The following is a 23,848-nucleotide window of genomic DNA, read 5'->3' on the forward strand; positions in this document are numbered from 1 at the left end:
GTCTGCGCCGGAAAGGCATCAGGACCGGCTCCGCCGCGCCATCGCCTGGAGCCACTGGGTGGTGGGCACGGGCGCCTGGTGGACGCCGGTCAGCGTCTGGTTGAGAGCGGAGGTGTGGGGGGCGGTCGCCGCGGTGAACTCGGCCGCCGCTCCCTGTGGGCGGAAGCCATGGCGTACCACCAGTTCGCGCAGCCGCTTGTCGGTGGTGAGCAGTTCGCCGAGCGCGCGGCCGTCGGCCGTGAGCGGGACGAGCGTGTGGTCGCTGTTGACCGTGGTGTCCGGGTAGAGCACGACCAGGTCCCCGACGTCCTGCTTCTGGAGCAGCAGCGAGGCCACCTGCGACTCGTACACCAGCACCAGCGGATTGCCGGCCCCGCTGATGAAGTCACGGAACGGCGCGTCGGAGCTGGTCTGCTGGGCGCCCTGCGGCGCGATCAGCTTCTTGAGGAGCGGCGCCGTACGGTCGACCGCGCGGGCGTCGGTGACGAGTCCGCCGTTGGCGACGAAGGAGGCGGCGGCGAGATAGAGCGCGCCGGAGTTGGAGGTCTCGGGGTCGGTGCTGCTGATGAAGACCGTCCCGTTCAGCTCGGCGTGCGCCGAGGCGCCCTTGAGCTGCTGCCAGGTACGGTCCGCGCGGACGGCGTCGAGGTACGGGCCCATCCGGAGCGTGCCGCGCGCTTCCGCGCCCGGCTTCCCGTCGAGGGCGGCCAGCCCGTTGCGCGCCAGGACCTGGGCGACCGGGCGGTGTGCCACGACGACCAGTGGCGAGTAGAAGGGCCGCAGCGGGCCGCCCTGCACCTTGTACTTCGCGTCCAGCTCCTTGGCCGGTGCCTGGGAGGCGGGGAAGGCGAAGTCATAGCCGGTGAGGGGCAGTTCCTCCATCGCCCAGGAGCCGGAAGTCTCTGTCCTGACGGTGAAGCCCTTGTCCGCCAGGGCCTTCACCACATCGGGATCGGCGAAGAACTCACCCTTCTCCGAACCGATCACACCTCGCACGGTCTTCGTTGCCGTGCCCTCGCCCGTTCCCTGGGTTTCCCGGCCTGCCACGACAGCCGCTGCCACGCCGCCGATCAGCAGCACCGCCAGAACGATTCCTACGATGCGTTTCACGAGGGAAGCGTGCTCCCAGAAGCCTATGTTCTGGGGAGAGTTGGGTGTACGGAAGGTGAAGGGCCCATCCCGGTGCGGAACCGGAGGGATCGGGTCCCCCGGACGCGGCCGGAGCGAGTCCGGAGCCGGACCGCGTCGTGTGTGGCGCCCGGTCCGCGCGCCTCCGCGGCCCGCGGACCGGGGCCGTCAGCGGGCGCCGACGAGCCGGGGTTCGTGCGGCTCGTGCAGCGCGGCGGTGTGCGCGTCCATCCGCTCGGCGGAGAGGATCGCCGCGGCCGTGTCGGCGCGCGAGGCGGCGACGACCAGGGCGCGGCCCGCGAGGGCGAGCGCGCGGCGGTGCAGCGCGGCCGGGTCAGCGCCGGTGAGGCCCGCGTGCCGGGCCGGCGGGGCCCCGCGCAGCCTGGCGATCTGTCCGGCGATGGACTCGGCGGCGGCGTCGAGACCCAGCTCGTCCGTGACGGCGAGCAGGGCGGAGAGATGCCCGGCGAGCTGGATGTTCAGCTCTTCCTCGCGGCTGCGGTGGGGAAAGTCGGCGGTGTCGGCCAGCGCGTGGACCGACTTGGTACGGATCGGCTCGTACATGGGAGGGCCTCCTGGCGTGTCAGGAGACCATCCTACCTTGGATTCAGTCTAAAGTTGAGTGGAGTCCGAAGGTTGTCGTCCTACGGCTGGGAGTAACCGTCCAGGAACGTCCCGATCCTGGTCACCGCGTCGGCCAGATCCTGTGCCGCGGGCAGCGTCACGATCCGGAAGTGGTCCGGCTCCGGCCAGTTGAACCCCGTACCGTGCACGACCATGATCTTCTCGGCGCGCAGCAGATCGAGCACCAGTTGCCGGTCGTCCTTGATCTTGAAGACCTTGGGGTCGAGCCGCGGGAAGAGATAGAGCGCGCCCCTGGGCTTGACGCAGGTCACGCCCGGGATCGAGGTGAGCAGGTCGTACGCGGTGTTCCGCTGCTCCAGGATCCGGCCCCCCGGCAGCACCAGATCCTGGATCGACTGCCGGCCGTTCAGCGCCGTGGCCACCGCGTGCTGCGACGGCATATTGGCGCACAGCCGCATATTGGCCAGGATGGTCAGCCCCTCGATGTACGAGCCGGCGTGCGCCTTGGGACCGCAGACCGCCAGCCAGCCGGAGCGGAACCCGGCCACCCGGTAGTTCTTGGAGAGCCCGTTGAAGGTGAGGGTGAGCAGATCGGGCGCGACGGCGGCGGTCGGGGTGTGGGTGGCCCCGTCGTAGAGGATCCGGTCGTAGATCTCGTCCGAGCAGACGATCAGGTTGTGGCGGCGGGCGATCTCGGTGAGCGCGCCGAGCATCTCCTCGCCGTACACGGCGCCGGTCGGATTGTTCGGGTTGATGATCACGATCGCCTTGGTCCGATCGGTGATCTTCCGCTCGATGTCGGCGAGGTCCGGCATCCAGTCGGCCTGCTCGTCGCAGCGGTAGTGCACGGCCGTACCGCCCGCGAGGGAGACCGACGCGGTCCACAGCGGATAGTCCGGGGCGGGTACGAGCACCTCGTCGCCGTCGTCAAGCAGCGCCTGCATCGACATCTGGATCAGCTCGGAGACGCCGTTGCCGAGGTAGATGTCCTCGACGCCCAGCTCGATGCCCTTGGTCTGGTAGTGCTGCATCACCGCGCGCCGCGCGGACAGCAGACCCTTCGCGTCGCCGTAGCCATGTGCCCCGGACAGATTGCGGAGCATGTCCTCAAGGATCTCCGGCGGGCACTCGAAGCCGAAGGCCGCGGGGTTGCCGGTGTTGAGCTTGAGGATGCGATGGCCGGCTGCTTCGAGCGCCATCGCCTCATCGAGGACCGGGCCCCGGATCTCGTAACAGACGTTGGCGAGCTTCGTCGACTGGATGACCTGCATGGCGGCCACCTTACGGCGGTGCGGGCGGCGCCGCTCGGTGGTTTTGGCCACGTCCGGACCACTTCGCCCCATCTCTGGTCTCGTGGCGGGTGGGTCTGGGCAATGTGGCTTACTTAAAGTAAGGTACTGAAGGAAATCGGCCGGGTCCCGGTCGAGGGCAGCCCTGCCCGCCCGTCCCCGCCCGGCCGATCCTCGCGGGCCCGGGGCCCGCGGTCCGTCGCTGCCGCCTACATCTCCGAGAGGTCACCGTGTTCATCGCCTATGCCGTCGTCGGCATCCTGCTCGCCGTCGCCCTGACCGGCTCCGCCGTCGGTACCTTCACCCGGCAGGAGAAGATCGTCGGCTCGATGCTCGGGCTCGGTGTGCCCGAGAGCTGGCTGCCGCGCCTCGCCACGCTGAAGTCGGCGGGCGCGGTCGGGCTGATCGTCGGGCTCTGGGTGCCGCTGCTCGGCGTCGCCGCCGCGATCGGCGTGATCCTCTACTTCATCGGCGCCGCCATCACGCACCTGCGGGTCAAGGACTACGCGATCGCGCCGGTCGTCGTCCTCTTCCTGCTCGCCGTCGCGGCGCTGGTGCTGCGGCTCGCCTCGGCCTGAGCCCGGATCCACCGGCTTGATGCCGGTGGATGGTTCACCCAGAAACGAAGAAGTGCCTTGCGACCTGCGATGATGGGGTTTGTCTAGGACCACATCAGGCACGATCGACAAGGCACTTCCGAGATGCAGTCTTCCCGTGCCGCGGCGGCGGTCTCATCCGCGTTCGATGATCCGAACCTGATCGCGTACGGCGGGCTGGAGCCGGTGGTGCGGCTGGCCGAGCGGTGCGGTCTGCCCGCGCTGGTCGGGGAGACGGACCCTGGTACGGCTGAAGGGGTTGGACTATCCGTTGTGTGCTTCGAGCTCGGTCGCCAGCGTCTGTTGGGTGGCCGCCCACGACGCCAAGAGCGCCAAATTGTCAGCGGTCGGTGTGCCCGCGGGTGCGGTGTAGATGTTGAGGTGCAGGCCGGGTTCGGCGGGCAGTTCCAGGGATTCGACGTCCAAGTCGAGCTGGCCCACGATCGGATGGTGCATACGCTTGCGGCCGGACCGGTGCAGCCGCACGTCCTGAGATGCCCACCGCTGCCGAAATAGCTCACTGCACGTTGACAGTTCGCCGACTAGGGCGATCAGTTCCTCGTCGTGCGGATTGCGGCCGGCTGCCATGCGCAGCTTCGCGGCCGCGTCACCGGCAACCTGGTCGTAGTCGACAAAGAGATCTCTGGCCGTCGCGGGGTTCAGATAGACGAACCGCGCGGTGTTCGCGGGCCGTCGCGGGTCAGCCAGCACCGGTGAATACAGCGCGCGAGCGAGTTGATTCATGGCGAGCACGTCATAACGGCCGTTACCGATCCAGGCCGGCGCATCGGAGATCGCGTCGAGCACCTGCTGCAGCGTCGAGCGCACCGCTACGGCAGGCCTGCGCCGGCGTGGGCTGCGGGGCGCCCTCGATTGGCGCGCGAGGTGGAACAGATGGTCGCGCTCGGCTTCGTCGAGCTGCAAGGCAGAGGCCAACGCCTCAAGCACGCCGTCGGAGGCACCGGCGAGGCTGCCGCGCTCCATGCGCACGTAGTAGTCGACCGATACCCCCGCCAGTAGCGCGACCTCCTCGCGGCGCAGACCTTTGACCCGGCGGTTGCCGCCGTAAGCGGGCAGGCCCGCCTGCTCGGGTGCGATGTGGGCGCGACGTGAGCTGAGAAACTCCCGGATCTCGGTGCGTAGATCCATCGCGGTTATCTCCTCACCGTAAGCCCGTCCCGCAGTTTAATGGATACCCGATGCGGTCGTTGCGGTACCGCCGTCCACCGGGATGATGGCGCCCGTGAGGTAGGACCCAGCCCGGCTGGCGAGAAACACGGCGGCACCCGCCATATCGTCGTCGCGGCCGAGCCGGCGCAGAGGGGCCGACGCCGCGATCGTGTCGCCGATGGCATCGAGCGTGGAGTCCATCATCTGCGACGGGAACACTCCCGGTGCTACCGCGTTCACCGTGACGTGCTGTGGGCCCAGCTCCCTGGCAAGTACCCTGGTGAGTTGATGGAGTGCCGCTTTGCTGCTGGCGTACGAGTAGTTGGGCGACGGGGCGACGTGGATGGCGGCGATGCTGCCGATGTTGATGATCCGTGCGGGATCATCGGCGGTGCCCGCCTTACGAAGTGCCGGGAGCAGTGCCTGCACCAGCCAGAACGGCGACTTGAGGTTGAGGTCGAGCACTGCATCCCAGGCCTCGTCCGGGAACGTCGCCAGCGGCTCGCGCCGCATCGCTCCCGCGTTGTTGACAAGGATGTCCAGGCGTTCCGAGTCGGCCTGGACAAGATCAGCGAGGCGCTGACACTCGTCGTGCCTGGACAGGTCGGCGGGGATTGCTCGCACGTCGCCGAATTCGGACAGTAGACGCTGTGCCTCCGCGCACGTGTCTGCGTTGCGTGAGCTGATGACGACGCGGGCGCCCGCCTGGAGAAGGCCGCGCGCTATCATCATCCCAATGCCTCTGGTGCCGCCAGTGACAAGGGCGTACTTTCCCCTCAGGTCGAAAAGTTCTGTGTGAGTGGTGAACTGGTTCTCCGCCATTGGTCTCCGTCCCTTCTGTTGTAAAAGAATGCGCCGACACGGTCGCGTATTCGGGGCAGCTGAATTGAATGATGATGGTAAAGCTGCAGTGCGTTTCCATGGAGTGTTGTCGGCGCTTTCGACTCAACCAGGTTGACAGGCGTTTGGAACGTCGGGGAGACCCTGGTGATACAGGTACTGTCAGGGCCCCCCTTCCCTGGTGCGCTGAGTCCGGATCACCCCGGCTTGATGCCCGTGGATGGTTCACCCAGAAACGAAGAAGTGCCTTGCGACCTGCGATGATGGGGTTTGTCTAGGACCACATCAGGCACGATCGACGAGGCACTTCCGAGATGCGAAGTTCCCATGCCGCGGCGGCGGTCTCATCCGCGTTCGATGATCCGAACCTGATCGCGTACGGCGGGCTGGAGCCGGTGGTGCGGCTGGCCGAGCGGTGCGGTCTGCCCAAGCTGGCCGGCGAGCACGTCCGGCTGCCCGCCTCGAAGGACGGCACCGGCGCCTTCCCAGCGGCGAAACTGATGTCGCTGGTGGGCGGCATGGCCGCGGGCGCCGACAGCATCGACGACATGGACCGGCTGCGGCACGGCGCGATGGGCCGCCTGTTCTCCGGAGTGCGGGCCCCGTCCACGCTGGGGTCGTTCCTGCGCTCCTTCACCCACGGGCATGTGAAGCAACTGCACGCCGTGGCCCGCCGGTTCCGCACGAACTGGCCCGTCACACCCCGCTGCTGCCCGGCGCGGACCAGGCCGCCTACCGCCGGCACGCTGTCGTCGAGCAGGTGATCGCCGATGTCAGGAACAGCGGCTTCGCCCACGCGCCGTCCGGTCATTTCCAGGCCAATGCCGCGTTGCTCGCCCTGGCGGCCCTGGCACACAACCTGACCCGCGCCACCGGCGCCCTGGCCTCCGCGTTCCATGCCAGGGCGACCACCGCCACCATCCGTGATCGCCTGATCAACGTGCCCGCCCGCCTGGCCCGCTCCGCCCGCGCGTCCGGCGGCGGTCGTGCCGTACGTGACAGCAAGAACCCCAGCGGCCCCGCCCTGCTGTTCGGCGCCGACGAGTGGCAGGCGTTCGTGCGCGGCGCGGCGGACGGCGAGTTCAACTGATCGTCAGCGCACCGGCTCGCCCATGACCAGGAGGAGCGCCCGGCCACCGCGGTGAGCCGGGCGCTCCTCGCCGTCGGCCGGCCGGGACCGGACCGGGTCAGGCGGTGCGGCGTACCGAGCGGCCCGCCAGGACATTCGTGCGGCGGCCGTCCTCGATCACGAACCGGCCGTCGATCAGTACGTGCGGGATGCCCACCGGCGGCACGCGCGGATTCTCGAAGGTGGAGCCCGCCGCGACGGTGTCCGGGTCGAAGAGGACCAGGTCCGCGCGGTAGCCCTCGCGGACCAGGCCACGGTCGGGGAGGCGCAGGCGGGCGGCCGGGCGCCCGGTGAGATGTGCCACGCACTCCTCCAGGGTCAGGATGCCCAGCTCGCGCGCGTACCGGCCCAGATACCGCGGGAACGTGCCGTAGGCGCGCGGATGCGGTTTGGCGCCCTGGAGGATGCCGTCGCTGCCGCCCGTGTGGACGCGGTGGCGCATGATCCGCCGCACGTTCTCCTCGTGGCCCACATGCTGGAGGATCGTCGAGCCGAGCCGGTCCTCGATCAGCAGCCGGCGGGCCGTGGTCCAGGGGGTCTCGCCCGCCCGCGCCGCGGACTCCGCGACCGTCCTGCCGACATGGTCCGCGAGACCGGCGGACGAGACCCCGGAGATCTCGATGGTGTCCCACTCGATGGGCACGCCATGGCAGCCGTCCGCGCCGATGACCTCCATGTGGTGGCGGATCCTCTCGGCGGTCGCCTCGTCGCGCAGCCGCTCCAGGGTGGCGTCGGGACCGCCCTCGCTCGCCCAGCTGGGCAGCATCGCGACGAGCGTGGTGCACCCCGGGGTGTACGGATACGTGTCGAGCGAGATGTCCGCGCCCGCGTCCAGGGCCCTGTCGAGCAGCGCGAGCAGCTCGGGCGCCCTGCCCTTGTTCACGCCGAAGTTCATGGTGGCGTGAGCGAGATGGAGGGCGCAGCCCGCCTGCCGGGTGAGCGCCACCATCTCCTCGTACGCCTGGAGCGCCCCGGCGCCGTACGAGCGGTGGTGCGGGCAGTAGTAGCCGTCGTACCGCGCCACCACCCGGCACAGCTCGGCCAGCTCCGAGTCCTTCGCGTACATCCCGGGCGTGTAGGTCAGCCCCGAGGACATCCCGACCGCGCCCTGCTCCATCGACTCGGCCACCAGCCGCTTCATCCGGTCCAGTTCGGCGTCCGTCGCGGGCCGGTCGTCCCAGCCGACCGCGTACATACGGACCGTGCCCTGCGGGATCAGATACGCGGCGTTGACCGCGATGCCCGCGCCGTCGAAGCCCTGGCCCTCGAAGGCGCGGTCGAGCCGGTCCAGATAGTCGCCGACCGTGCGCCAGTCGAAGTCGATGGTCGTGTCCCCGGGCGCACCGCCGTTCCAGCCGGTGATCGCCTGCCGGACCTGCGCGAGGGTCGTGTCGTCCACGGGCGCGTACGACAGCCCGTCCTGGCCGATCACCTCAAGGGTGACGCCCTGCGCGGCCTTCGCGGAGTGGTCGGGGTCGCGCAGCAGGGCGAGATCGCTGTGCGCGTGCATGTCGATGAAGCCGGGGGAGAGGGCGAGCCCGGCGGCGTCGAGGACGCGGGCGCCGGACGGGCGCGGCTCGCCCTCGCGCCGTATCGCCGCGATACGGCCGTCCTCGACGCCGACATCGGCGCGGTACGAAGGGCCGCCCGTGCCGTCGATGACCCGTACGTCCCGAATGACGAGATCCATGTGCGAAGGCCCCCCAGAGGTCAGAAGAACGTACGGATGAGGTCGGTGACCGTGCCGTCCGCCTCCACCAGCGGGATCAGCTGCCACTTGTCGAACGACGTACAGGGGTGGGACAGCCCCATCCCGACCCAGTCACCGACCTCCAGTGCGGCTTCGGATGCCGTGGTCAGCCAGCCGTGCTGGTCGGACAGGCCCGTCACCGTGATCCCCGTCGCCGGGCGGATCTCGCCGGTGCGGCCGTCCCGTACCACCTGCGCCACCGGTAGATCGAGGTCGTACGCCGCGTCCCGCTTGCCGGCGTTGACGAACGCCTGCCCGGCCGACGGGCGGGAGACGACCTGCGCCCAGAGCCGGAAGGCGGGCTGGAGGGAGCCCTCCTCGGGGACGCGGTTGAAGGGGGTGAGGTGGAGGTAGTGGCCGTCGTCGTGCGAGACGTACGCGCCGGAGCGCAGCAGCTTCAGCACGGGCCGGGAGAGGGCGGGGATCTCCGCGAAGACATCGGCGACCGCGTCGAACCAGGCGCTGCCGCCCGCGCTGACCACGATCTCGTCCGTGTCCCCGAACCGTCCCGCCGCGTCGAACTCCGCCGCCAGCGCGACCAGCCGGCGCAGCCAGGCGCGGACGGACTCGCCATCGGCCCCCGGCACCTCGCCCTCGTACCCGGCGACCCCGGTCAGCCGCAGGGTCGGTACGGCCGACACCGCGTCCGCGACCGCCGCGCACTCCGCCTCCGTACGCGCGCCGGTACGCGCCCCCTCACCCGCGCCCAGCTCGACCACGACCTCCACCGGGCGGATCGCGCCGGCGGCCCGCAGGGCCTCGTCCATCAGCTCGACGCCGCGTACGGAGTCGACGTAACAGACGAAGCGGAAGCCCGGGTCGCGGTCCAGCTCGGCGGCGAGCCAGCGCAGCGCCGCCGCGTCGACCACTTCATTGGCGAGGAAGATCCGCTGGATGCCGAACGCGCGGTAGACGCGGGCCTGGTGGGGTACGGCGGCGGTGATGCCCCAGGCGCCGTGCTCCAGCTGGCGTGCGAAGAGCCGCGGGGACATGGAGGTCTTGCCGTGCGGGGCGAAGGCGAGGCCATGGCGCTCGGAGTAGGTCTCCAGGAGGGCGAGATTGAGCTCGACCGACTCGGCGGAGAGGGCGAGGACCGGGGTGGTGAAGCCACCGGTGAACAGCGAGCGGCGCTCGGCGGCGAGCGCGCCGACGGTCAGGCCGTCCGCGTCCGGCGGGAGGCCCTTGAAGCGGTGGTCGACGCGTTCGTCGCTCAACTCCCGCGGGCCGCTCGGCCCCTGAAGTCCATTGGGTCCGTTGAGCTCGTCGAGTCCGTTGAGCTCGTCCGTTCGTCGGCCGGCGGCCATGGAGCCTCCCCACTATCGATCTCGTTGCAGTACATGCAATGACCATTGCGTATATCGCTGATGGCTGTCTAACATCCGAGCCGACAGCGGGTCAATGGTGACCCGTCACGGTGACCGGCCCAGGGCCGGTCGAGCGGCGAGGAGCCCCAGAGTGACCGGAACCGTAGACACGGACCTCCACCCCGGCGTGGATGCCGTCTGCCTCGGTGAATCCATGGTCACCTTCCTGCCCTCGCTCCCGGGCCGCCTCGCCGACGTCCCCTCCTTCGCCCGTACGATCGGCGGCGCCGAATCCAATGTCGCCTGCGCGCTGGCCGCCGCCGGGCACACCGTGAAGTGGGTCAGCCGGGTCGGCGCCGACGGTTTCGGCGACCATCTCGTCGACGCGATCGCCGCGTACGGGGTCGACACCTCGGGCGTACGCCGCGACCCGGACCGGCCCACCGGCATCTACTTCCGTACGGCGACGGACCGCGCCACCGACGCGCACGAGGTCGCCTACTACCGTGCGGGCTCCGCCGCCTCCGCGATGGCGCCGGGGACCCTGTCGTACGACGATCTGTGGGCCGGGCGCGTGCTGCACGTGTCGGGCATCACGGCCGCGCTCTCGGACGACTGCCTCGCCCTGATGCGCGAGCTGACCGGCCGGGCGCCGGGACGCCCGCTGATCTCCTTCGATGTCAACCACCGCCCCGGGCTCTGGCGCGACGGCTCGGGCGCCCGCGTTCTGCTGGACCTCGCCCGGGGCGCCGATCTGGTCTTCGTCGGTGAGGACGAGGCGGCCGAGGCGTGGGACCTGCACGGCGGGGACGCGATCCGGGCCGCGCTCCCGGAGCCGGCGACGCTGGTGGTGAAGCGGGGCGGCGCGGGGGCGACGGTGTACGAGCGGATCGCGGGCGGCGACGGTGGCGGGGATGGCGCCGGTGGCCGGGACGGCGCCGGTGACGTGGAGGGCGTCGGCGTCGGCGACCGGGGCGGCGCCGGTGGCGGTGACACCGTCACGTCCGTGCCCGCGCTGCGCGTCGATGTCGTCGCGCCCGTCGGCGCCGGGGACGCCTTCGCCGCCGGGTTCCTCTCCGCGACCCTCCGCGGACTGCCCGCCGCCGCCCGGCTCCGGCACGGCCATCTGATGGCCGCGGCGACCCTCACCGTCCCCGGAGACCTCGGCACACCACCCTCGCGGGCGGAAGCCGACCGGCTCGTGGGCCTCGACGACACCACCTGGGGGACACTTCGTCTCGGCCCCGGCTGGACGGCGGCCACGGAGCAGGAGGTACGTACCCCATGAGCCAGACCGTCGACCGGGCACTGAGCATTCTGCCGCTGCTCGCCCAGGGACCCGCCGACCTCGGACGGGTCGCCGACCGGCTCGGCGTGCACAAGTCCACCGCGCTCCGGCTGCTCCGTACGCTCCATGAACACGGGCTCGTCTACCGCCAGCAGGACAACCGCTACCGCCTCGGCGCGCGTCTCTTCGCGCTCGCCCAGGAGGCCGTCGAGAACCTCGACATGCGTGACATCGCCCACTCCCATCTGGTCGCGCTCAACAGCCAGTGCGGTCACACCGTCCATCTCGCGGTGTACGAGGAGGGCGAGGTCGTCTACATCGACAAGGTGGAGAGCCGCTACCCGGTCCGGATGTACTCGCGGATCGGCAAACCGGTCGCGATCACCGTGGCCGCCGTCGCCAAGCTGCTGCTCGCCGACCTTCCCGAGGCCGAGCGCCGCGCGCTCGCCGAACGCCTCGACTACCCCATGTACACGCCCCGTTCGAGCTCCAACGCCGCCGCCTTCCTCAGGGAGCTGGCGACCGTGCGCGAACAGGGCTGGGCCACCGATCTCGGCGGCCACGAGGAGTCCATCAACTGTGTCGGCGCGCCCATCCGCGGTGCGGACGGCCGGGTCGTCGCCGCCATGTCGGTCTCCGCGCCGAATGTCGTCGTCACCGCCGAGGAACTCCTCACCCTGCTCCCGCTGGTACGTCGTACCGCCGACGCGATCAGCAGGGAGTATTCCGGCAACACCCATCCCAGCAAGGACGCTTCATGACCGACAAGACCGCACTGACCCCCGCGACCCACACCACCCCGCCGGCGAAGTTCTCGCACGGTGTCCGCAAGGGCAATATCCTCCAGGTCGCGGGCCAGGTCGGCTTCCTCCCGGCCGTCGAGGGCCAGGCGCCCACCGTCGCGGGCCCGACCCTGCGCGAGCAGACCCTCCAGACCTTCGCCAACGTCAAGGCGATCCTGGAGGAGGGCGGCGCGAGCTGGGACGACGTCATGATGATGCGCGTCTACCTCACGGACGTCGACCACTTCGCCGAGATGAACGAGATCTACAACGCCTACTTCGGTGAGCAGGGCCTGAAGGAAGCGCCCGCCGCGCGTACGACGGTGTATGTGGGCCTGCCCAAGGGGCTGTTGATCGAGATCGACGCGCTGGCCGTCCTCGGCTGAGCCGTCTCTCCACAGCTCCACAGCTCCACAGGCTTCACAGCACCGCGGCCCCGTCCGCCCGTCGCCCGTCGTCCGTCGCCCATCGTCCCGAGAACCCGCACCGCTGAACGTCTTACGCGTACCCGCGCCGCCGTACGGCACGGCGCCCGCAGACCGGGCGTCGTGCCGTGATCCCCCATGCCCACGACCAGAGGCTCCCCATGCTGCTCGCCGCTGACGCACCACCGGAGACCCCACCCCACACAGGGGGTCTGCTGCTCCTGATCGACGGCACCGCCGGTCTGCTGACCGTCGCCGCCCTCGGCATCGTCCTGTTGCTCTTCCTGATCATCAAGGTCAGGCTCCAGCCCTTCGTGGCGCTGCTCGGCGTCTCCATAGCCGTCGGCCTCGCGGCGGGCCTGTCCGTCACCGAACTCTTCGGTACGGTCCAGAAGTCCGCCGCCGTCTCGATGATCGAGAGCGGGATGGGCGGCATCCTCGGCCATGTCGCGATCATCATCGGACTCGGCACCATGCTCGGCGCGATCCTTGAGGTGTCCGGCGGGGCCGAGGTGCTGAGCGCCCGGCTGCTGAACCTCTTCGGTGAGAAGCGCGCCCCGCTCGCCATGGGCGTCACCGGTGTCGTCTTCGGTATCCCGGTCTTCTTCGACGTCGGCATCTTCGTGCTCGCGCCGATCGTGTACGCCGCCGCCAAGCGGTCCGGAAAATCGATCCTGCTGTACGCGATGCCGCTGCTCGCCGGCCTCTCGATGACCCATGCCTTCCTGCCCCCGCACCCCGGCCCGGTCGCCGCGGCCGGACTCTTCAAGGTGGACCTCGGCTGGGTCATCCTCATGGGTGTCGTCGTCGGCGTCCCGGCCGTACTCGCCGCGTGGGCCTATGCCGCCTGGATCGGGAAGCGCATCTTCGTCGACGTTCCGCAGGACATGGTGGAGGCGGCGGAGGAGGCCAAGGCCGCGGTCGCCGCCGAGCAGCGCGCCTCGGGTGTCACGCCCCGGGAGACGCCGGTCGCGCTCGGCACGGTCCTCGCGATCATCGGCACCCCGCTGCTCCTGATCCTGCTCGCGACCTTCTCGTCGATCGCCCTCGATCCGTCGACGGGCCGCTCGGTCATCGAGTTCTTCGGCCACCCCTTCGTGGCGCTGACCATCGCGCTGCTGCTCGCGTACTACCTGCTGGGCATCAGGCGTGGCTGGTCCCGCAAGTCCCTGGAGACGGTCTCCACCGCCTCGCTCAAGCCGGTCGGCAACATCCTGCTCGTGGTCGGCGCCGGCGGTGTCTTCGGCGCGGTCCTCAAGGGCAGCGGGATCGCGGACGCACTCGCCGACACCTTCAACGACGTCGGCCTGCCGGTCATCCTGCTGGCCTGGCTGATCTCGGTCGTCCTGCGCGTCGCCCAGGGCTCGGCGACGGTCGCGATCGTCACCACGGCCGGAATCGTCGTCCCGCTGGTCGAGGGCCAGGGTCTCTCGCAGGCGCATCTCGCCCTGATCATCATGGCGATCTCGGCCGGTTCGATCTTCGCGTCCCATGTCAACGACGGCGGGTTCTGGATGGTCGCGAAGTACTTCGGCATATCGGAGCGCGACACGCTGAAGTCCTGGACGGTCCTGGAGACCGTGCTGTCGGTGGCGGGCTTCGTGGTGGCGGCGCTGCTGAGTCTGATCATCTAGTACAGAACACAGAACAACACAGAACACCCGGGCCCGAGGGCCTGGTTGACCGTAGCGGTCTGGTCGCGACTGGCGGCCAGGCCGCTTCGTCGCGTGAGCCCTGTGGGTTTCGCGGCTCAGCGGCTCAGCGGCTCAGTGGGTTTCGCGCGGGAGATCGGCGACCCGGCGGAGCGCGCTCTTGAAGGCGGTGTACTCCGGCTCGCCCAGTGCGCGTGCGTGGCGCTCCTCGATGCTTCGCATGATGGAGGAGGCGGCTTCCATCTGGAGCAGACCGCGGGCCGCGGGGCAGATCAGTTTGGCGCGCCGGTCGGCGGGGTCGGGCCTGCGCTCGACGTAGCCGAGGCGTTCCAGGTCGTCGATGAGGGTTCCGATGACCTGCTTGTGCTGTCCGGAGAGCCGGGACAGTTCGCTGGCGCGGATGCCTTCGCGTTTCAGGTGGGCGAGTACGGCGCCGGTGCGTGGCTGGATGTCGTCGAAGCCCTGCTCGGCGAGCCTCGCGTACAGCTCGCGCTGCACGGAGAACAGCACGCGCGCGGCGAGCACACCGATGTCCGGCTGTGCGACCTCCGTCATGCGTCTGCTCCCGTCCCGGCGGTCGTCCGCCGCCGCTGCCTCACCGACCGGCGATTTTAGTCGTCGCCCGCGGTGCCTTGGTGACCGCGTCCCGACCGGCCTTGCACTTCGGTGGGGGGTGCTCTACGTTTGAAGTAGTCACTGATTCTGACTATCAAGGTTAGTGACTATATTACTCGTGGGGTTCACGCATGCCTCGCGGGGCTCAATCGACTCAAGGAGCGGAAGATGAACGAGCGCGAGCGCGGCGGGTTCCTGGACCCGATCACCCGGGAGAACGTGGCCGTGGTGCTGGTGGACCATCAGGTCGGTCTCCTGTCCGGCGTACGCGACATCCCCGTCGGCGAGCTGAAGCACAACGTGGTCGCCCTCGCGAAGGCCGCGGCGGCGCTGGACATCCCGCTGGTCACGACCACCACCGCGGCGGACAGCATGTGGGGACCCACCGCGCCGGAGCTGGTCGAGGCGCTGCCCGCCGGACAGGAGATCATTGACCGGAGTTCGGTGAACGCCTGGGACGACGACCGGGTGCGCGAGGCCATCGAGGCGACCGGACGGCGCAAGCTGATCTTCGCCGGGGTGTCGCTGGAGGTGTGCGCGGCCCTCCCCGCGTACTCCGCCCTCGCGGCCGGACATGACGCGTACGTCGCGGTGGACGCCTCCGGCACCTTCAGCGCGACCAAGCGCGAGGCGGGACTGCTGCGCATGCAGCAGGCGGGCGTTGTCCTGAGCGACTACTCCACGCTCATGGTGGAAGCCCTCGCCGACAACGCCGCCCCTGAGGCCGGAGCCGTCTACGCCGCCTTGGACATGCCGTTCGCCGTCCTGGTGGGACAGATCTCGGCGGCCTACCGCGCCTAGGAGTGTCCCGGGCGGGTCCGACCGGGCCGGGCCGGCGGGCTTCTCAGGCACCCGCCAGGGCCAGTACGCGCCGGGCTCGCCGCAGGAGCGGCAGATCGACCATCTGTCCGTCCACGCGTACCGCGGCACCGTCGCTGTCACCCCCTGCCCGCACCACACGTCGAGCCCACCGGATCTCGTCGTCACCGGGCTGCCATGCGTGGTGCACCGTGGCGATCTGACGCGGATGTACGCACAGCCGGCCGCCGAATCCCAGGGCCCTGCTTCGTCTCGATGAGGACTCCAGGCCCACCGGGTCATCCAGGTGGGTGAAGACCCCGTCCAGCGGGGCCGGCAGGCCGGCTGCCCGTGAAGCGTTCACCAGAGCGGAGCGCGCCCAGAGCAATTCCGGCTCGTCCGGCTCGGACGGTGTGATGCCCGTGTCGAGGGCGTAGTCGATGCTGCCGAACAGCAACCGTCCCACCCGCGGAAGACCGGCGATCGCCGCGGCCTCGCGCAGGCCGATCGCGTTCTCGACCAGCGCCAGCACGGGCATCCCGTGAGGAAGCCGCTCGATCACGGCGGCCACTTGCGGCGCGGTGGAGCTCTTGGGGAGGACAACACCGCGCAGGGCTCCGGCCTCGGCGAGAGCGGCGAGATCAGCGGCATGCCAGGGGCTGCCGACAGCGTTGACGCGCACCAGCCCGGGGCTCCGTGCCAGCCAGGCGACCGCCGCCTCGCGGGCCCGGGCCTTGTTGCCCTCAGGGACCGCGTCTTCCAGATCGAGCAGAACGGCGTCCGCACCGCTGGACGCGGCTTTGGCGAAGCGCTCGGGCCGGTCGCCCGGGACAAACAGCATGGTTCGCGCCGAGAACCGCATGATGGTCTCCTTTGTCGGGCGGGGCGGGGGTCAGACGACCACGAAGATCAGCCAGGCGGCCACGGGAGCCAGTACGCACACACCCGCTCCCCAGCGCAGCAACCCGCGGTAGGCGCCGTCCCGCTGGTGCTCGGGGGTGTTGGCGACGACCAGGGCACCGTTGGTGGAGAAGGGACTGGCATCGACCACAGTGGCCGCTGAGGCCAGGGCGATCACCATGCCGGTTGTCCCGATGGCCCCGGAGGCGAGAAAGGGAACCGCCAGCGGCATCAGAGCGCCCAGAATGCCGGTGGTGGAGGCGAAGGCCGAGACGACGCCGCCCACGTAACAGATGATCAGTGCGGCGAGCAGCGGCGCACCGATCCCCGCGATCATCCGCCCCAGGGAGTCGACAACGCCCAGGCTCTGCAGGAGCGCGATGTAGGTGACGATCCCGCAGACCAGCAGGACGACGGGCCAGGCGATCTCCTGGTACGCCTCGCGGGCTGTGCGCCGGAACAACAGGGCCAGTGCGGCGGCCAGCGAGAGAGCGAGAAAGCCGGTGTCCAGGGAGAGGACGGTGGTCCCCAGCACCAGGGCGAGCATCGCACCCAGTGTTGTCGCCTGCTCCGCTCCCAGCGTGACCGCCGAAGCCATCGAGCCTTCGGAGCCGGAGCCGGAGCCGGAGCCGATGCCGGAGCCGGTGTCGGCGCCCGCCTGCTGTCGGGTACGCCCGCGCCCGAAGACCAGCTGAGTGACCACGCCGACGGCGACGTTGAAGGCGAACGTGCCCGCGAACAGCTGCCAACTGCTCGCGTGCAGACCATGGTTGTCGAGAGTGGAATTGACGATGCCGCCCAGGACGCCGGTCGGCGCGAAACTGCCCGCGGCAGCCCCATTGACCACCATCAGACCGACAAAGAGAGGGTTGACGCCCTGCCGCACGGCGAAGGTGATGCCGATGGGCGCGACGATGGCGACGGCCGCGGGAGACGCCGCCCCCGTCGCACACAGCAATGCGGCCAAGCCGAACAGGACCCAGGGCAGGACGGCCAGGCGCTCACCCGCTCCCCGCAGGGCGGCGTGCACCATCCACTCCACGGTCCCGTTGACCCGCGCTGTCCCGAACAGGAACGTCACCGCGACAAGGACGACGAACATCTCCGCGGGAAACCCGTCCAGCACCTGCTGGGGAGTGCGGCCCAGCCAGACACAGCCCAGCAAGAAGGCTGCCACCAGGGCCAGTACGCCCATGTTCAGTCCCCGCAGGCTGGACAGTATGAAGACAGCCGCGAGAACCAGCACGCCGATCAGTTCCGTGGGCATGGCGCACCTTCCTCGCGCGTGCCGGACGGGGAGGCGGCCAGCCAGGTGAGAACAGCCTCGGTGTGCTCGCCCAGCCCCGGAACGGGCCGCAGACGCGAAGGGCCGTCCGCTTCGCCGTGGAAGGTGACCGGCGGGATCAGCCCCGTCAGTGGTCCGACCGGGCTGTCGAAAGAAGCCCACCGGCCGCGCTCGCGCAATTGGGGGTGGTCGCTGAACTCCCGCATGCCGCGCTGGCGCGCGTAGGCGATCCGGGCCTCCTCCAGGCGGTTCACCAGCTCCTCGCCCGAGAGGCTTCCCGTCACCTCGCGTACCAGCTCGTCCAGTTCGGCCCGGTGCGCCACCCGGTCGGCGTTTCCGGTGAACCGGCTGTCACCGCGCAGATCGTCGCGGCGCAGGACGGTCTCGCAGAAGGAGGCCCACTCCCGCTCGTTCTGAAGCCCCAGCACGATGGTCTGCCCGTCCCGTGTGAGGAACGGACCGTAGGGGGCGATCGTGGCGTGGCCGGCACCTGTTCGTTCCGGCGCCGTCCCCCCGTAGCGGGTGTAGTACTCGGCATATCCCATCCACTCGCCCAGCGCCTCCAGCATGGAGACCTCGATCCGGGACCCGCGGCCGGTACGGGCCCGTTTCAGCAGGGCGGTGAGGATGCCGGAGTGGGCGTACATCCCGGCGCAGATGTCGGCGATCGACAGGCCGACCTTCGACGGTGTGTCGGGGGTGCCGGTGATGGACAGCAGTCCGGCCTCGCTCTGGACCAGGAGATCGTAGGCTTTGCGGTCCCGGTAACCGCCGCTGCTGCCGTAGCCGGAGATGTCGCAGGTGATCAGGCGGGGATGGCTGAGAGCGAGGGCGGAGTGCCCGATACCCAGCCGGGCAGCGGCACCCGGAGCCAGGTTCTGGACCAGGACATCGGCACGGTCGACCAGATCGTGCAACCGCCGGTTGCCCTCCGGCGAGCGGACATCGATCTGCACACTCTCCTTGCCCCGGTTGAGCCAGACGAAATGGCTGGACATGCCGTGCACGGTACGGTCGTAGCCCCGCGCCAGATCACCACTGCCCGGTCGTTCGATCTTGATGACGCGCGCGCCCAGATCGGCGAGCTGCCGCGTCGCGAACGGGGCGGCGACGGCCTGCTCAAGTGATACGACGACCAGCCCGGCCAACAGTTCGGCCGTGCGGTCGTGCGGAACGTCGTCCTCGGGGGAATGCGGCTCGGACATGGGGTCCCTCCCATGGAGTCCTGATGGATGTGAGGACACCTTCCAGCCACGGCCGCCCGCTGTGAAATGACGATCTTCTCCACAGTCCATGCGTCCGGCGTATAGTCCGTGCATGGAGATCAGGGAGCTGCAATGGTTCACGGCGCTGGCCGAGTGCGAACACGTCACCCTGGCCTCGGAGCGGATGAACATTTCCCAGCCGACACTGTCCCGGGCGATCAGGAGGCTGGAGGCTCGCGTCGGCGTGCCCCTGTTCGACAGGCAGCAGAACCGGTTGCGGCTGAACAAGTACGGCGAGGTCTTCCGCGCTCACGCCTTGCGTGCCATCGCTGAGATCGAGACAGCGGAGCAGCGCGTCGCCGCACTGGTCGACCCGGACGCCGGCACCGTGGTGCTCGGGTTCCTGCACTCCTATGGGACGTGGCTGGTGCCCGAACTGCTCTCCGGATACCGCTCCATCGCCCCGCGGACCACGTTCGAGTTGCGGGGCGATGCCGCCGACTCGGTGGTGGACGGCGTCCGGCAGGGGCGCCTGGACATGGGGTTGACCGGCCCGCGGCCGGCCGGGGACGACCTTGCGTGGATACCGCTGCGGGAGGAGCCTCTGTGCGTCCTCGTTCCGGCCGGCCACCGGCTGGCCGTGCGGCGGCGGGTCAAGATGGCCGACCTGGCCGAAGAGTCCTTCGTCGCTCTTCAGCCGGTCTTCGGTTTGCGTCAGATCACCGACAGGCTCTGTGCGGCTGCCGGCTTCATCCCGCGGGTCACTCTGGAAAGTACGGAACTGAGCACCCTGCGCTCCCTGGTCGGGGCGGGCCTGGGCATTGCCATCACGCCCACCACGGGCTGTCCGGTGGACCGGCGGGGGCCCGTCGTCGCGGTCGCTCTGGACGAGGCGGAAGCCGTGAGGACAGTAGGCGTCATCACTCCCGTGTCGGGTATCCGCTCGCCCGTGGTCCGACGTTTCCTCGACTACATCTGCTCCACCTCCCATGCGTCAAACGCATAGTGTCGGTGAAGATTCGCTATTTCACAGACGCGTTCAAGACTCCGAACAATGAGCGCATGACCACCCTGAGCCGCGCAGAGGACACATCCGCACCGCAGCCCGTGCCGGGCTGGACCGGCCGGTACTTCGAGGACTTCACCGTCGGCGACGTCTACCGGCACCCCCTGGGGCGCACTGTGCTCGAAACCGACAACTCATGGCTGACCCTTCTCACGCAGAACACAGCCCCGTTGCACTTCGACCGGCACTACTCCGCGGGAACACAGTGGGGCAGACCGCTCGTGGACTCCACCTTCACACTGGCACTGGTCACCGGGCAGAGCGTGACCGACGTATCCCAGCACGTGATGGCCAACCTGGGCTGGGACCGCGTACGCCTGCCCAATCCCGTGTTCGAGGGCGACACCCTCTACTCGCGGTCCGAAGTCCTCGGGGCCCGGGAGTCGAAGAGCCACCCGGAAACAGGGATCATCACCGTGCGGACGATCGGCTACAACCAGACCGGCGTCATCGTCATCACCTTCGAGCGGACCCTGATGGTCTACCGCCGAGGCCATGGCCCCACCTTCGCCGCCGTGGAGCCCGTCTGGGACGAACGATCCCGCAAGGCCGCCGGCCTGGGTGAGTGACCGGCGAGGATCAGGCACGCTCGCCGCGCTCGGTCCGGGCTGACCGACGGCTCATACCGCCGGGGCTCGGGCTCCCGCCACCGAACCCTCACGGCAGGCCCTCTTGCGCGATCATCGTCACCCCGCTTTGGTGACTCGGGTCACGTACGGAGACAAGCGGGAGGCGACAACACGTATGGCAGACACCACGGACACCGGCACGAATGAGGCCGTCTCCCTTCCGCGCAAGTCGAGTTGGACGTATATCGGCCCCGGCATCGTCGTCGCGGCGACCGGTGTGGGCGCGGGCGATCTGGTCGCCACGCTCATCGCGGGCAGCAAGTTCGGCTACACCCTGATGTGGGCGGCGGTCATCGGCTGCGTCGTCAAGATCTCCCTCGCCGAGGCCACCGGCCGCTGGCATCTCGCCACCGGCCGCACCCTCTTCGAGGGCTGGCGCAGTCTGGGCCGCTGGACCACCGTGTATTTCGCGGTGTACGTCCTCGTCTGGGGCTTCGTCTACGGCGCCACGGCGATGTCCTCCAGCGCGCTCCCGATCGTCGCGCTCTTCCCGGACGGGCCGGGGCTCAAGACCTGGGCGGTGATCACGGGGCTGATCGGGCTCGTCTTCGTCTGGTTCAACCAGTACGCCGTCTTCGAGCGGGTCATGACGGTCCTGATCGGCGTGATGTTCGTGGTCGTCGTGTACGTCGCGATCCGTGTCGTCCCCGACGTCGGCGCGAGCTTCGCGGGTCTGCTCCCGGTCCTGCCTGACGGCTCACTGCTCTACACGCTCGGCCTGATCGGCGGGGTGGGCGGCACGATCACCATGGCCGCGTACGGCTACTGGGTCAACGCCAAGGGCTGGACCAACACCGGCTGGATGAAGGTGATGCGCCTCGACAACCGGGTCGCGTACATCACCACCGGCCTCTTCGTCGTCGCCATGCTGATCATCGGCGCCGAGCTGCTGCACTCCTCCCAGATCGCCCTGACCAAGGGCGACCGCGGTCTGATCGACCTCGGCACGATCCTGGAGGACCGTTTCGGCGCGACCACCGCCAAGCTGTTCCTGGTCGGCTTCTTCGCCACGTCCTTCTCGTCGCTCATCGGTGTCTGGCACGGCGTGAGCCTGATGTTCGCGGACTTCGTGGAACGGATCCGCAAGGACCGCGTGGGGGCGGCGGCGGACGAGTCGAGGAGGACCACGGAGGAGGTCGCCGCCGGCGAGCGCGAACGCTCCGTACCGTTCCGCGCGTATCTGCTCTGGCTGACCTTCCCGCCGATCTCGCTCCTCTTCCTGGACGAGCCGTTCGGCCTGGTGGTCGTCTACGGCGTGCTGGGCGCGTTCTTCATGCCGTTCCTGGCGCTGACGCTGGTGTGGCTGCTCAACTCGTCGCGTACGCCCAAGGAATGGCGGAACGGCGTTCTGAGCAATGTGATGCTGTCGGCGGCGGGGCTGCTGTTCGTGGTGCTGTGCGTGCAGCAGGTGCGGGACATTCCCTGGTAGGGGGCTTACGTCTCGCCTCGGGCGCTTACCGCGACTCCTCCGGCGCCGGACACACGGCAGCGCCGTCGGGTGGGGTTCGACGGCGCTGCCGGCCCTGTGGGGGGCTCGGGGTGGTGGTGCGGACTACGGGTGCGACGGGACTACGGGAGGCCGTGGACGTGCGGGCCGACCGCGTTGGACCAGGCGTTGCCCGCCGTCGCGTCCCAGTTGGTGGACCAGGTCATGGCGCCGCGCAGGCCGGGGTAGGTCTTGGCGGGTTTGAACGAACCGCAGTTCGTGCCCCTCGTCAGACAGTCCAGCGCGTTCTTCACGATGGAGGGATCCACGTAGCCGCTGCCCGCGCCACGCGTGGACGCGGGGACGCCGAGGCCGACCTGTGAGGCGTCGAGTCCGCCTTCGAGCTGGATGCAGGCGAGGGCGGTGAGGAAGTCGACGGAGCCCTGGGAGTAGACCTTGCCGTCGCAGCCGAGCATGGAGCCGCTGTTGTAGTACTGCATGTTGACGACGGTGAGGATGTCCTTCACGTTCAGCGCGGTCTTGAAGTACTCGCCCGCCGTCGACTGCATGTCGATGGTCTGCGGTGCCATCGTCAGCACCATGCCCGCGCCCGCCTTCGCGGACAGCTGGCGCAGAGCCTTTGTCATATAGGTGGAGTTGAGGCCGTTCTCCAGGTCGATGTCGACGCCGTTGAAGCCGTACTCCTGCATCAGTGCGTAGGCGCTGTTGGCGAAGTTGGTGGCGGAGGCGTCGCTGTTGACGGAGATGGTGCCCTTCTCACCGCCGACCGAGATGATCACCGACTTGCCCGCGGCCTTCTTCGCGGCGATGTCCGCCTTGAAGTCGGCGACCGAGGCGTAGCCGACGGCCGGGTCGAGGTTGAAGGTGATCTGGCCGGGCGTGGTGGTCGCGTCGGCGAACGAGACGGCGATGATGTCGTACTGCGACTGCACGTCACGGAGCTTCTGGACGGCGGCGCCGTTGTTGAAGTTCTGCCAGTAGCCGGTCACCGCGTGCTTCGGTACGGCCGGGTTGCCCGGGTTGCCGCCGCCGCTCTGGGCGGTTCTGCCGGTGACGGTCGCGGACTTCGCGGACTCGCCGGCCGCGTTGGTGGCGGTCACCTGGAAGTCGTACGAGGTGTCAGCGGCCAGCCCCGTCACCGTCGAGGAAGTGCCGCTCGCCGACTGGACCTTCGTACCGGCCCGGTAGACGTTGTAGCCGGTCGCGCCCGACACCGCGCTCCAGTTGAGGGTCACGGACGACGAGGTCACCGAACCGACCGCCAGCCCGGAGGGCGCGCCCGGTAGCTGGGGCTCGGGGTCGCCGCCTCCGCCGCCGTCGGGGCCGAAGACGGACACATCGTCGGCGTAGTAGGGGCTCTGCCCGTACCAGCCATGGGTGTAGACGGTCACGGACCTGGTCGAGGCGCCGGTCCTGAAGGTGGTGGTGAGCTGCTTCCAGCCGGTGCTGTCCGGCGTCCAGGTCGACACATCGGTGGTGCCGGTTCCCTCGGCCCCGAGATACGCGTAGCCGCCCTGGACCCAGGCGCTCAGTGTGTACGTCGAGTTGGGCTGTACGGCGACCGCCTGGACGCACTTGGCGTTGTCCTGGCCGGCGGGGGTGGCCCGGAGCGCGGCGGCGCCCGCGTGCACGGGGGATCCGACGGTGGCCCCGCTGCCCGCGGAGCAGGTCCAGTTGGTGAGCCCGGACTCGAAGCCCGCGTTCTTGGCCACGTTGATGTCGGCGGCCTGCGCGGTGCCGGTGAGCCCGGTCAGGCTCAGCGCGCCGGCGGCCAGCAGGGCCACCGTCCCGCCGACCCAGGTTCTGATACGTCCTCTGCCGCCTGGTGCACGTTCCACTTGCTGCCTCCGGCTGGGGTTCGGGGATGGAGGTACGTGAGAGGGGGAACGGTGGCCACCGTCGGGCGTAAAACTGGTCCAGACCAATCAAGTTGTCAAGACCTGTGGCAGCAGGTCGTATACGGAG

At 69.5% G+C, this 23,848-nt stretch carries 22 protein-coding genes and 1 pseudogene; 11 read left to right on the plus strand and 12 right to left on the minus strand.

Annotated features, from left to right (window positions below; translation table 11 throughout):
* Positions 1-18: 18 nt before the first annotated feature.
* The 3 genes from AB0M67_RS19860 to AB0M67_RS19870 all read right to left on the minus strand — a co-directional run bounded on the left by AB0M67_RS19860 (position 19) and on the right by AB0M67_RS19870 (position 2,984).
* The gene (locus AB0M67_RS19860; protein ID WP_365747108.1) at positions 19-1,110 is read right to left on the minus strand and encodes a hypothetical protein; all 1,092 of its coding nucleotides are present in this window, start codon (positions 1,108-1,110) and stop codon (positions 19-21) included.
* 186 nt (positions 1,111-1,296) lie between these two features.
* Positions 1,297-1,692, minus strand: coding sequence for a hypothetical protein (locus AB0M67_RS19865; protein WP_365747110.1), 396 nt, complete (start codon positions 1,690-1,692; stop codon positions 1,297-1,299).
* Between the two features lie 80 nt (positions 1,693-1,772).
* A complete protein-coding gene (locus tag AB0M67_RS19870; RefSeq protein ID WP_365747435.1) occupies positions 1,773-2,984 on the minus strand; it encodes a pyridoxal phosphate-dependent aminotransferase in 1,212 nt (403 codons plus the stop codon).
* A 248-nt stretch (positions 2,985-3,232) separates the two neighbouring features.
* On the opposite strand from AB0M67_RS19870, the gene AB0M67_RS19875 reads away from it, so the two are divergent.
* Positions 3,233-3,580: a DoxX family protein gene (locus tag AB0M67_RS19875; RefSeq protein WP_365747112.1), complete on the plus strand. Its 348-nt coding sequence runs from the start codon at positions 3,233-3,235 to the stop codon at positions 3,578-3,580.
* Positions 3,581-3,862: 282 nt separating this feature from the next.
* On the opposite strand, the gene AB0M67_RS19880 is transcribed toward AB0M67_RS19875, so the two are convergent.
* Together AB0M67_RS19880 and AB0M67_RS19885 are read right to left on the minus strand one after the other, a co-directional pair.
* On the minus strand, positions 3,863-4,747 hold the full coding sequence (locus tag AB0M67_RS19880) for a helix-turn-helix transcriptional regulator (RefSeq protein ID WP_365747114.1): 885 nt from the start codon (positions 4,745-4,747) through the stop codon (positions 3,863-3,865).
* Between the two features lie 36 nt (positions 4,748-4,783).
* Positions 4,784-5,590, minus strand: a complete 807-nt coding sequence (locus tag AB0M67_RS19885; RefSeq protein ID WP_078640402.1) for an SDR family oxidoreductase — start codon at positions 5,588-5,590, stop codon at positions 4,784-4,786.
* Between the two features lie 332 nt (positions 5,591-5,922).
* Here AB0M67_RS19885 and AB0M67_RS19890 point away from each other — a divergent pair.
* Together AB0M67_RS19890 and AB0M67_RS19895 are read left to right on the plus strand one after the other, a co-directional pair.
* Positions 5,923-6,288, plus strand: a pseudogene (locus tag AB0M67_RS19890) (IS1380 family transposase); the annotation flags it as partial.
* Positions 6,289-6,368: 80 nt separating this feature from the next.
* Entirely contained in the window at positions 6,369-6,698 is a 330-nt protein-coding gene (locus tag AB0M67_RS19895) for a DUF397 domain-containing protein (protein ID WP_365747116.1), read from the plus strand.
* A 97-nt stretch (positions 6,699-6,795) separates the two neighbouring features.
* On the opposite strand, the gene AB0M67_RS19900 is transcribed toward AB0M67_RS19895, so the two are convergent.
* On the minus strand, positions 6,796-8,427 hold the full coding sequence (locus AB0M67_RS19900) for a D-aminoacylase (RefSeq protein WP_365747117.1): 1,632 nt from the start codon (positions 8,425-8,427) through the stop codon (positions 6,796-6,798).
* 20 nt (positions 8,428-8,447) lie between these two features.
* Complete coding sequence (locus tag AB0M67_RS19905) at positions 8,448-9,791, minus strand: amino acid deaminase (protein WP_365747118.1); 1,344 nt, start codon at positions 9,789-9,791, stop codon at positions 8,448-8,450.
* A gap of 151 nt (positions 9,792-9,942) precedes the next feature.
* On the opposite strand from AB0M67_RS19905, the gene AB0M67_RS19910 reads away from it, so the two are divergent.
* From AB0M67_RS19910 to AB0M67_RS19925, 4 genes are all read left to right on the plus strand, one after another.
* Complete coding sequence (locus AB0M67_RS19910; RefSeq protein WP_365747120.1) at positions 9,943-11,079, plus strand: sugar kinase; 1,137 nt, start codon at positions 9,943-9,945, stop codon at positions 11,077-11,079.
* Positions 11,076-11,840, plus strand: a complete 765-nt coding sequence (locus AB0M67_RS19915; protein WP_365747122.1) for an IclR family transcriptional regulator — start codon at positions 11,076-11,078, stop codon at positions 11,838-11,840. Before AB0M67_RS19910 ends, AB0M67_RS19915 begins: the two co-directional genes overlap by 4 nt.
* Positions 11,837-12,247 carry a RidA family protein gene (locus AB0M67_RS19920; protein ID WP_365747124.1) on the plus strand — a complete coding sequence of 137 codons (411 nt, stop codon included), beginning with the start codon at positions 11,837-11,839 and terminating at the stop codon, positions 12,245-12,247. The genes AB0M67_RS19915 and AB0M67_RS19920 overlap by 4 nt, the downstream gene beginning before the upstream one ends.
* 200 nt (positions 12,248-12,447) lie before the next feature.
* Positions 12,448-13,920, plus strand: a complete 1,473-nt coding sequence (locus AB0M67_RS19925; protein ID WP_365747126.1) for a gluconate:H+ symporter — start codon at positions 12,448-12,450, stop codon at positions 13,918-13,920.
* A gap of 132 nt (positions 13,921-14,052) precedes the next feature.
* Here AB0M67_RS19925 and AB0M67_RS19930 read toward each other — a convergent pair whose 3' ends face one another.
* Positions 14,053-14,493, minus strand: coding sequence for a helix-turn-helix domain-containing protein (locus AB0M67_RS19930; protein ID WP_365747128.1), 441 nt, complete (start codon positions 14,491-14,493; stop codon positions 14,053-14,055).
* Positions 14,494-14,721: 228 nt separating this feature from the next.
* Here AB0M67_RS19930 and AB0M67_RS19935 point away from each other — a divergent pair, with 228 nt between their 5' ends.
* On the plus strand, positions 14,722-15,354 hold the full coding sequence (locus AB0M67_RS19935; RefSeq protein ID WP_365747130.1) for an isochorismatase family protein: 633 nt from the start codon (positions 14,722-14,724) through the stop codon (positions 15,352-15,354).
* A gap of 43 nt (positions 15,355-15,397) precedes the next feature.
* On the opposite strand, the gene AB0M67_RS19940 is transcribed toward AB0M67_RS19935, so the two are convergent.
* The 3 genes from AB0M67_RS19940 to AB0M67_RS19950 are packed head-to-tail and all read right to left on the minus strand — an operon-like array spanning position 15,398 to position 18,741.
* Entirely contained in the window at positions 15,398-16,213 is an 816-nt protein-coding gene (locus AB0M67_RS19940) for a CoA ester lyase (protein ID WP_365747131.1), read from the minus strand.
* Positions 16,214-16,243: 30 nt separating this feature from the next.
* A complete protein-coding gene (locus tag AB0M67_RS19945) occupies positions 16,244-17,518 on the minus strand; it encodes an SLC13 family permease (RefSeq protein ID WP_365747133.1) in 1,275 nt (424 codons plus the stop codon).
* A complete protein-coding gene (locus AB0M67_RS19950; protein ID WP_365747135.1) occupies positions 17,503-18,741 on the minus strand; it encodes a CaiB/BaiF CoA-transferase family protein in 1,239 nt (412 codons plus the stop codon). Before AB0M67_RS19950 ends, AB0M67_RS19945 begins: the two co-directional genes overlap by 16 nt.
* Before the next feature lie 112 nt (positions 18,742-18,853).
* On the opposite strand from AB0M67_RS19950, the gene AB0M67_RS19955 reads away from it, so the two are divergent.
* From AB0M67_RS19955 to AB0M67_RS19965, 3 genes are all read left to right on the plus strand, one after another.
* Entirely contained in the window at positions 18,854-19,747 is an 894-nt protein-coding gene (locus AB0M67_RS19955) for a LysR family transcriptional regulator (protein ID WP_365747137.1), read from the plus strand.
* Positions 19,748-19,803: 56 nt separating this feature from the next.
* Complete coding sequence (locus tag AB0M67_RS19960) at positions 19,804-20,376, plus strand: MaoC family dehydratase (RefSeq protein ID WP_365747139.1); 573 nt, start codon at positions 19,804-19,806, stop codon at positions 20,374-20,376.
* A 175-nt stretch (positions 20,377-20,551) separates the two neighbouring features.
* Positions 20,552-21,865: an Nramp family divalent metal transporter gene (locus AB0M67_RS19965; protein WP_365747141.1), complete on the plus strand. Its 1,314-nt coding sequence runs from the start codon at positions 20,552-20,554 to the stop codon at positions 21,863-21,865.
* A 140-nt stretch (positions 21,866-22,005) separates the two neighbouring features.
* On the opposite strand, the gene AB0M67_RS19970 is transcribed toward AB0M67_RS19965, so the two are convergent.
* Positions 22,006-23,721: a glycoside hydrolase family 18 protein gene (locus AB0M67_RS19970; protein ID WP_365747143.1), complete on the minus strand. Its 1,716-nt coding sequence runs from the start codon at positions 23,719-23,721 to the stop codon at positions 22,006-22,008.
* Positions 23,722-23,848 lie beyond the last annotated feature (127 nt).

Origin of the sequence: Streptomyces sp. NPDC051662, assembly GCF_040681655.1 — a bacterium.
Taxonomy (GTDB): Bacteria; Actinomycetota; Actinomycetes; order Streptomycetales; family Streptomycetaceae; genus Streptomyces.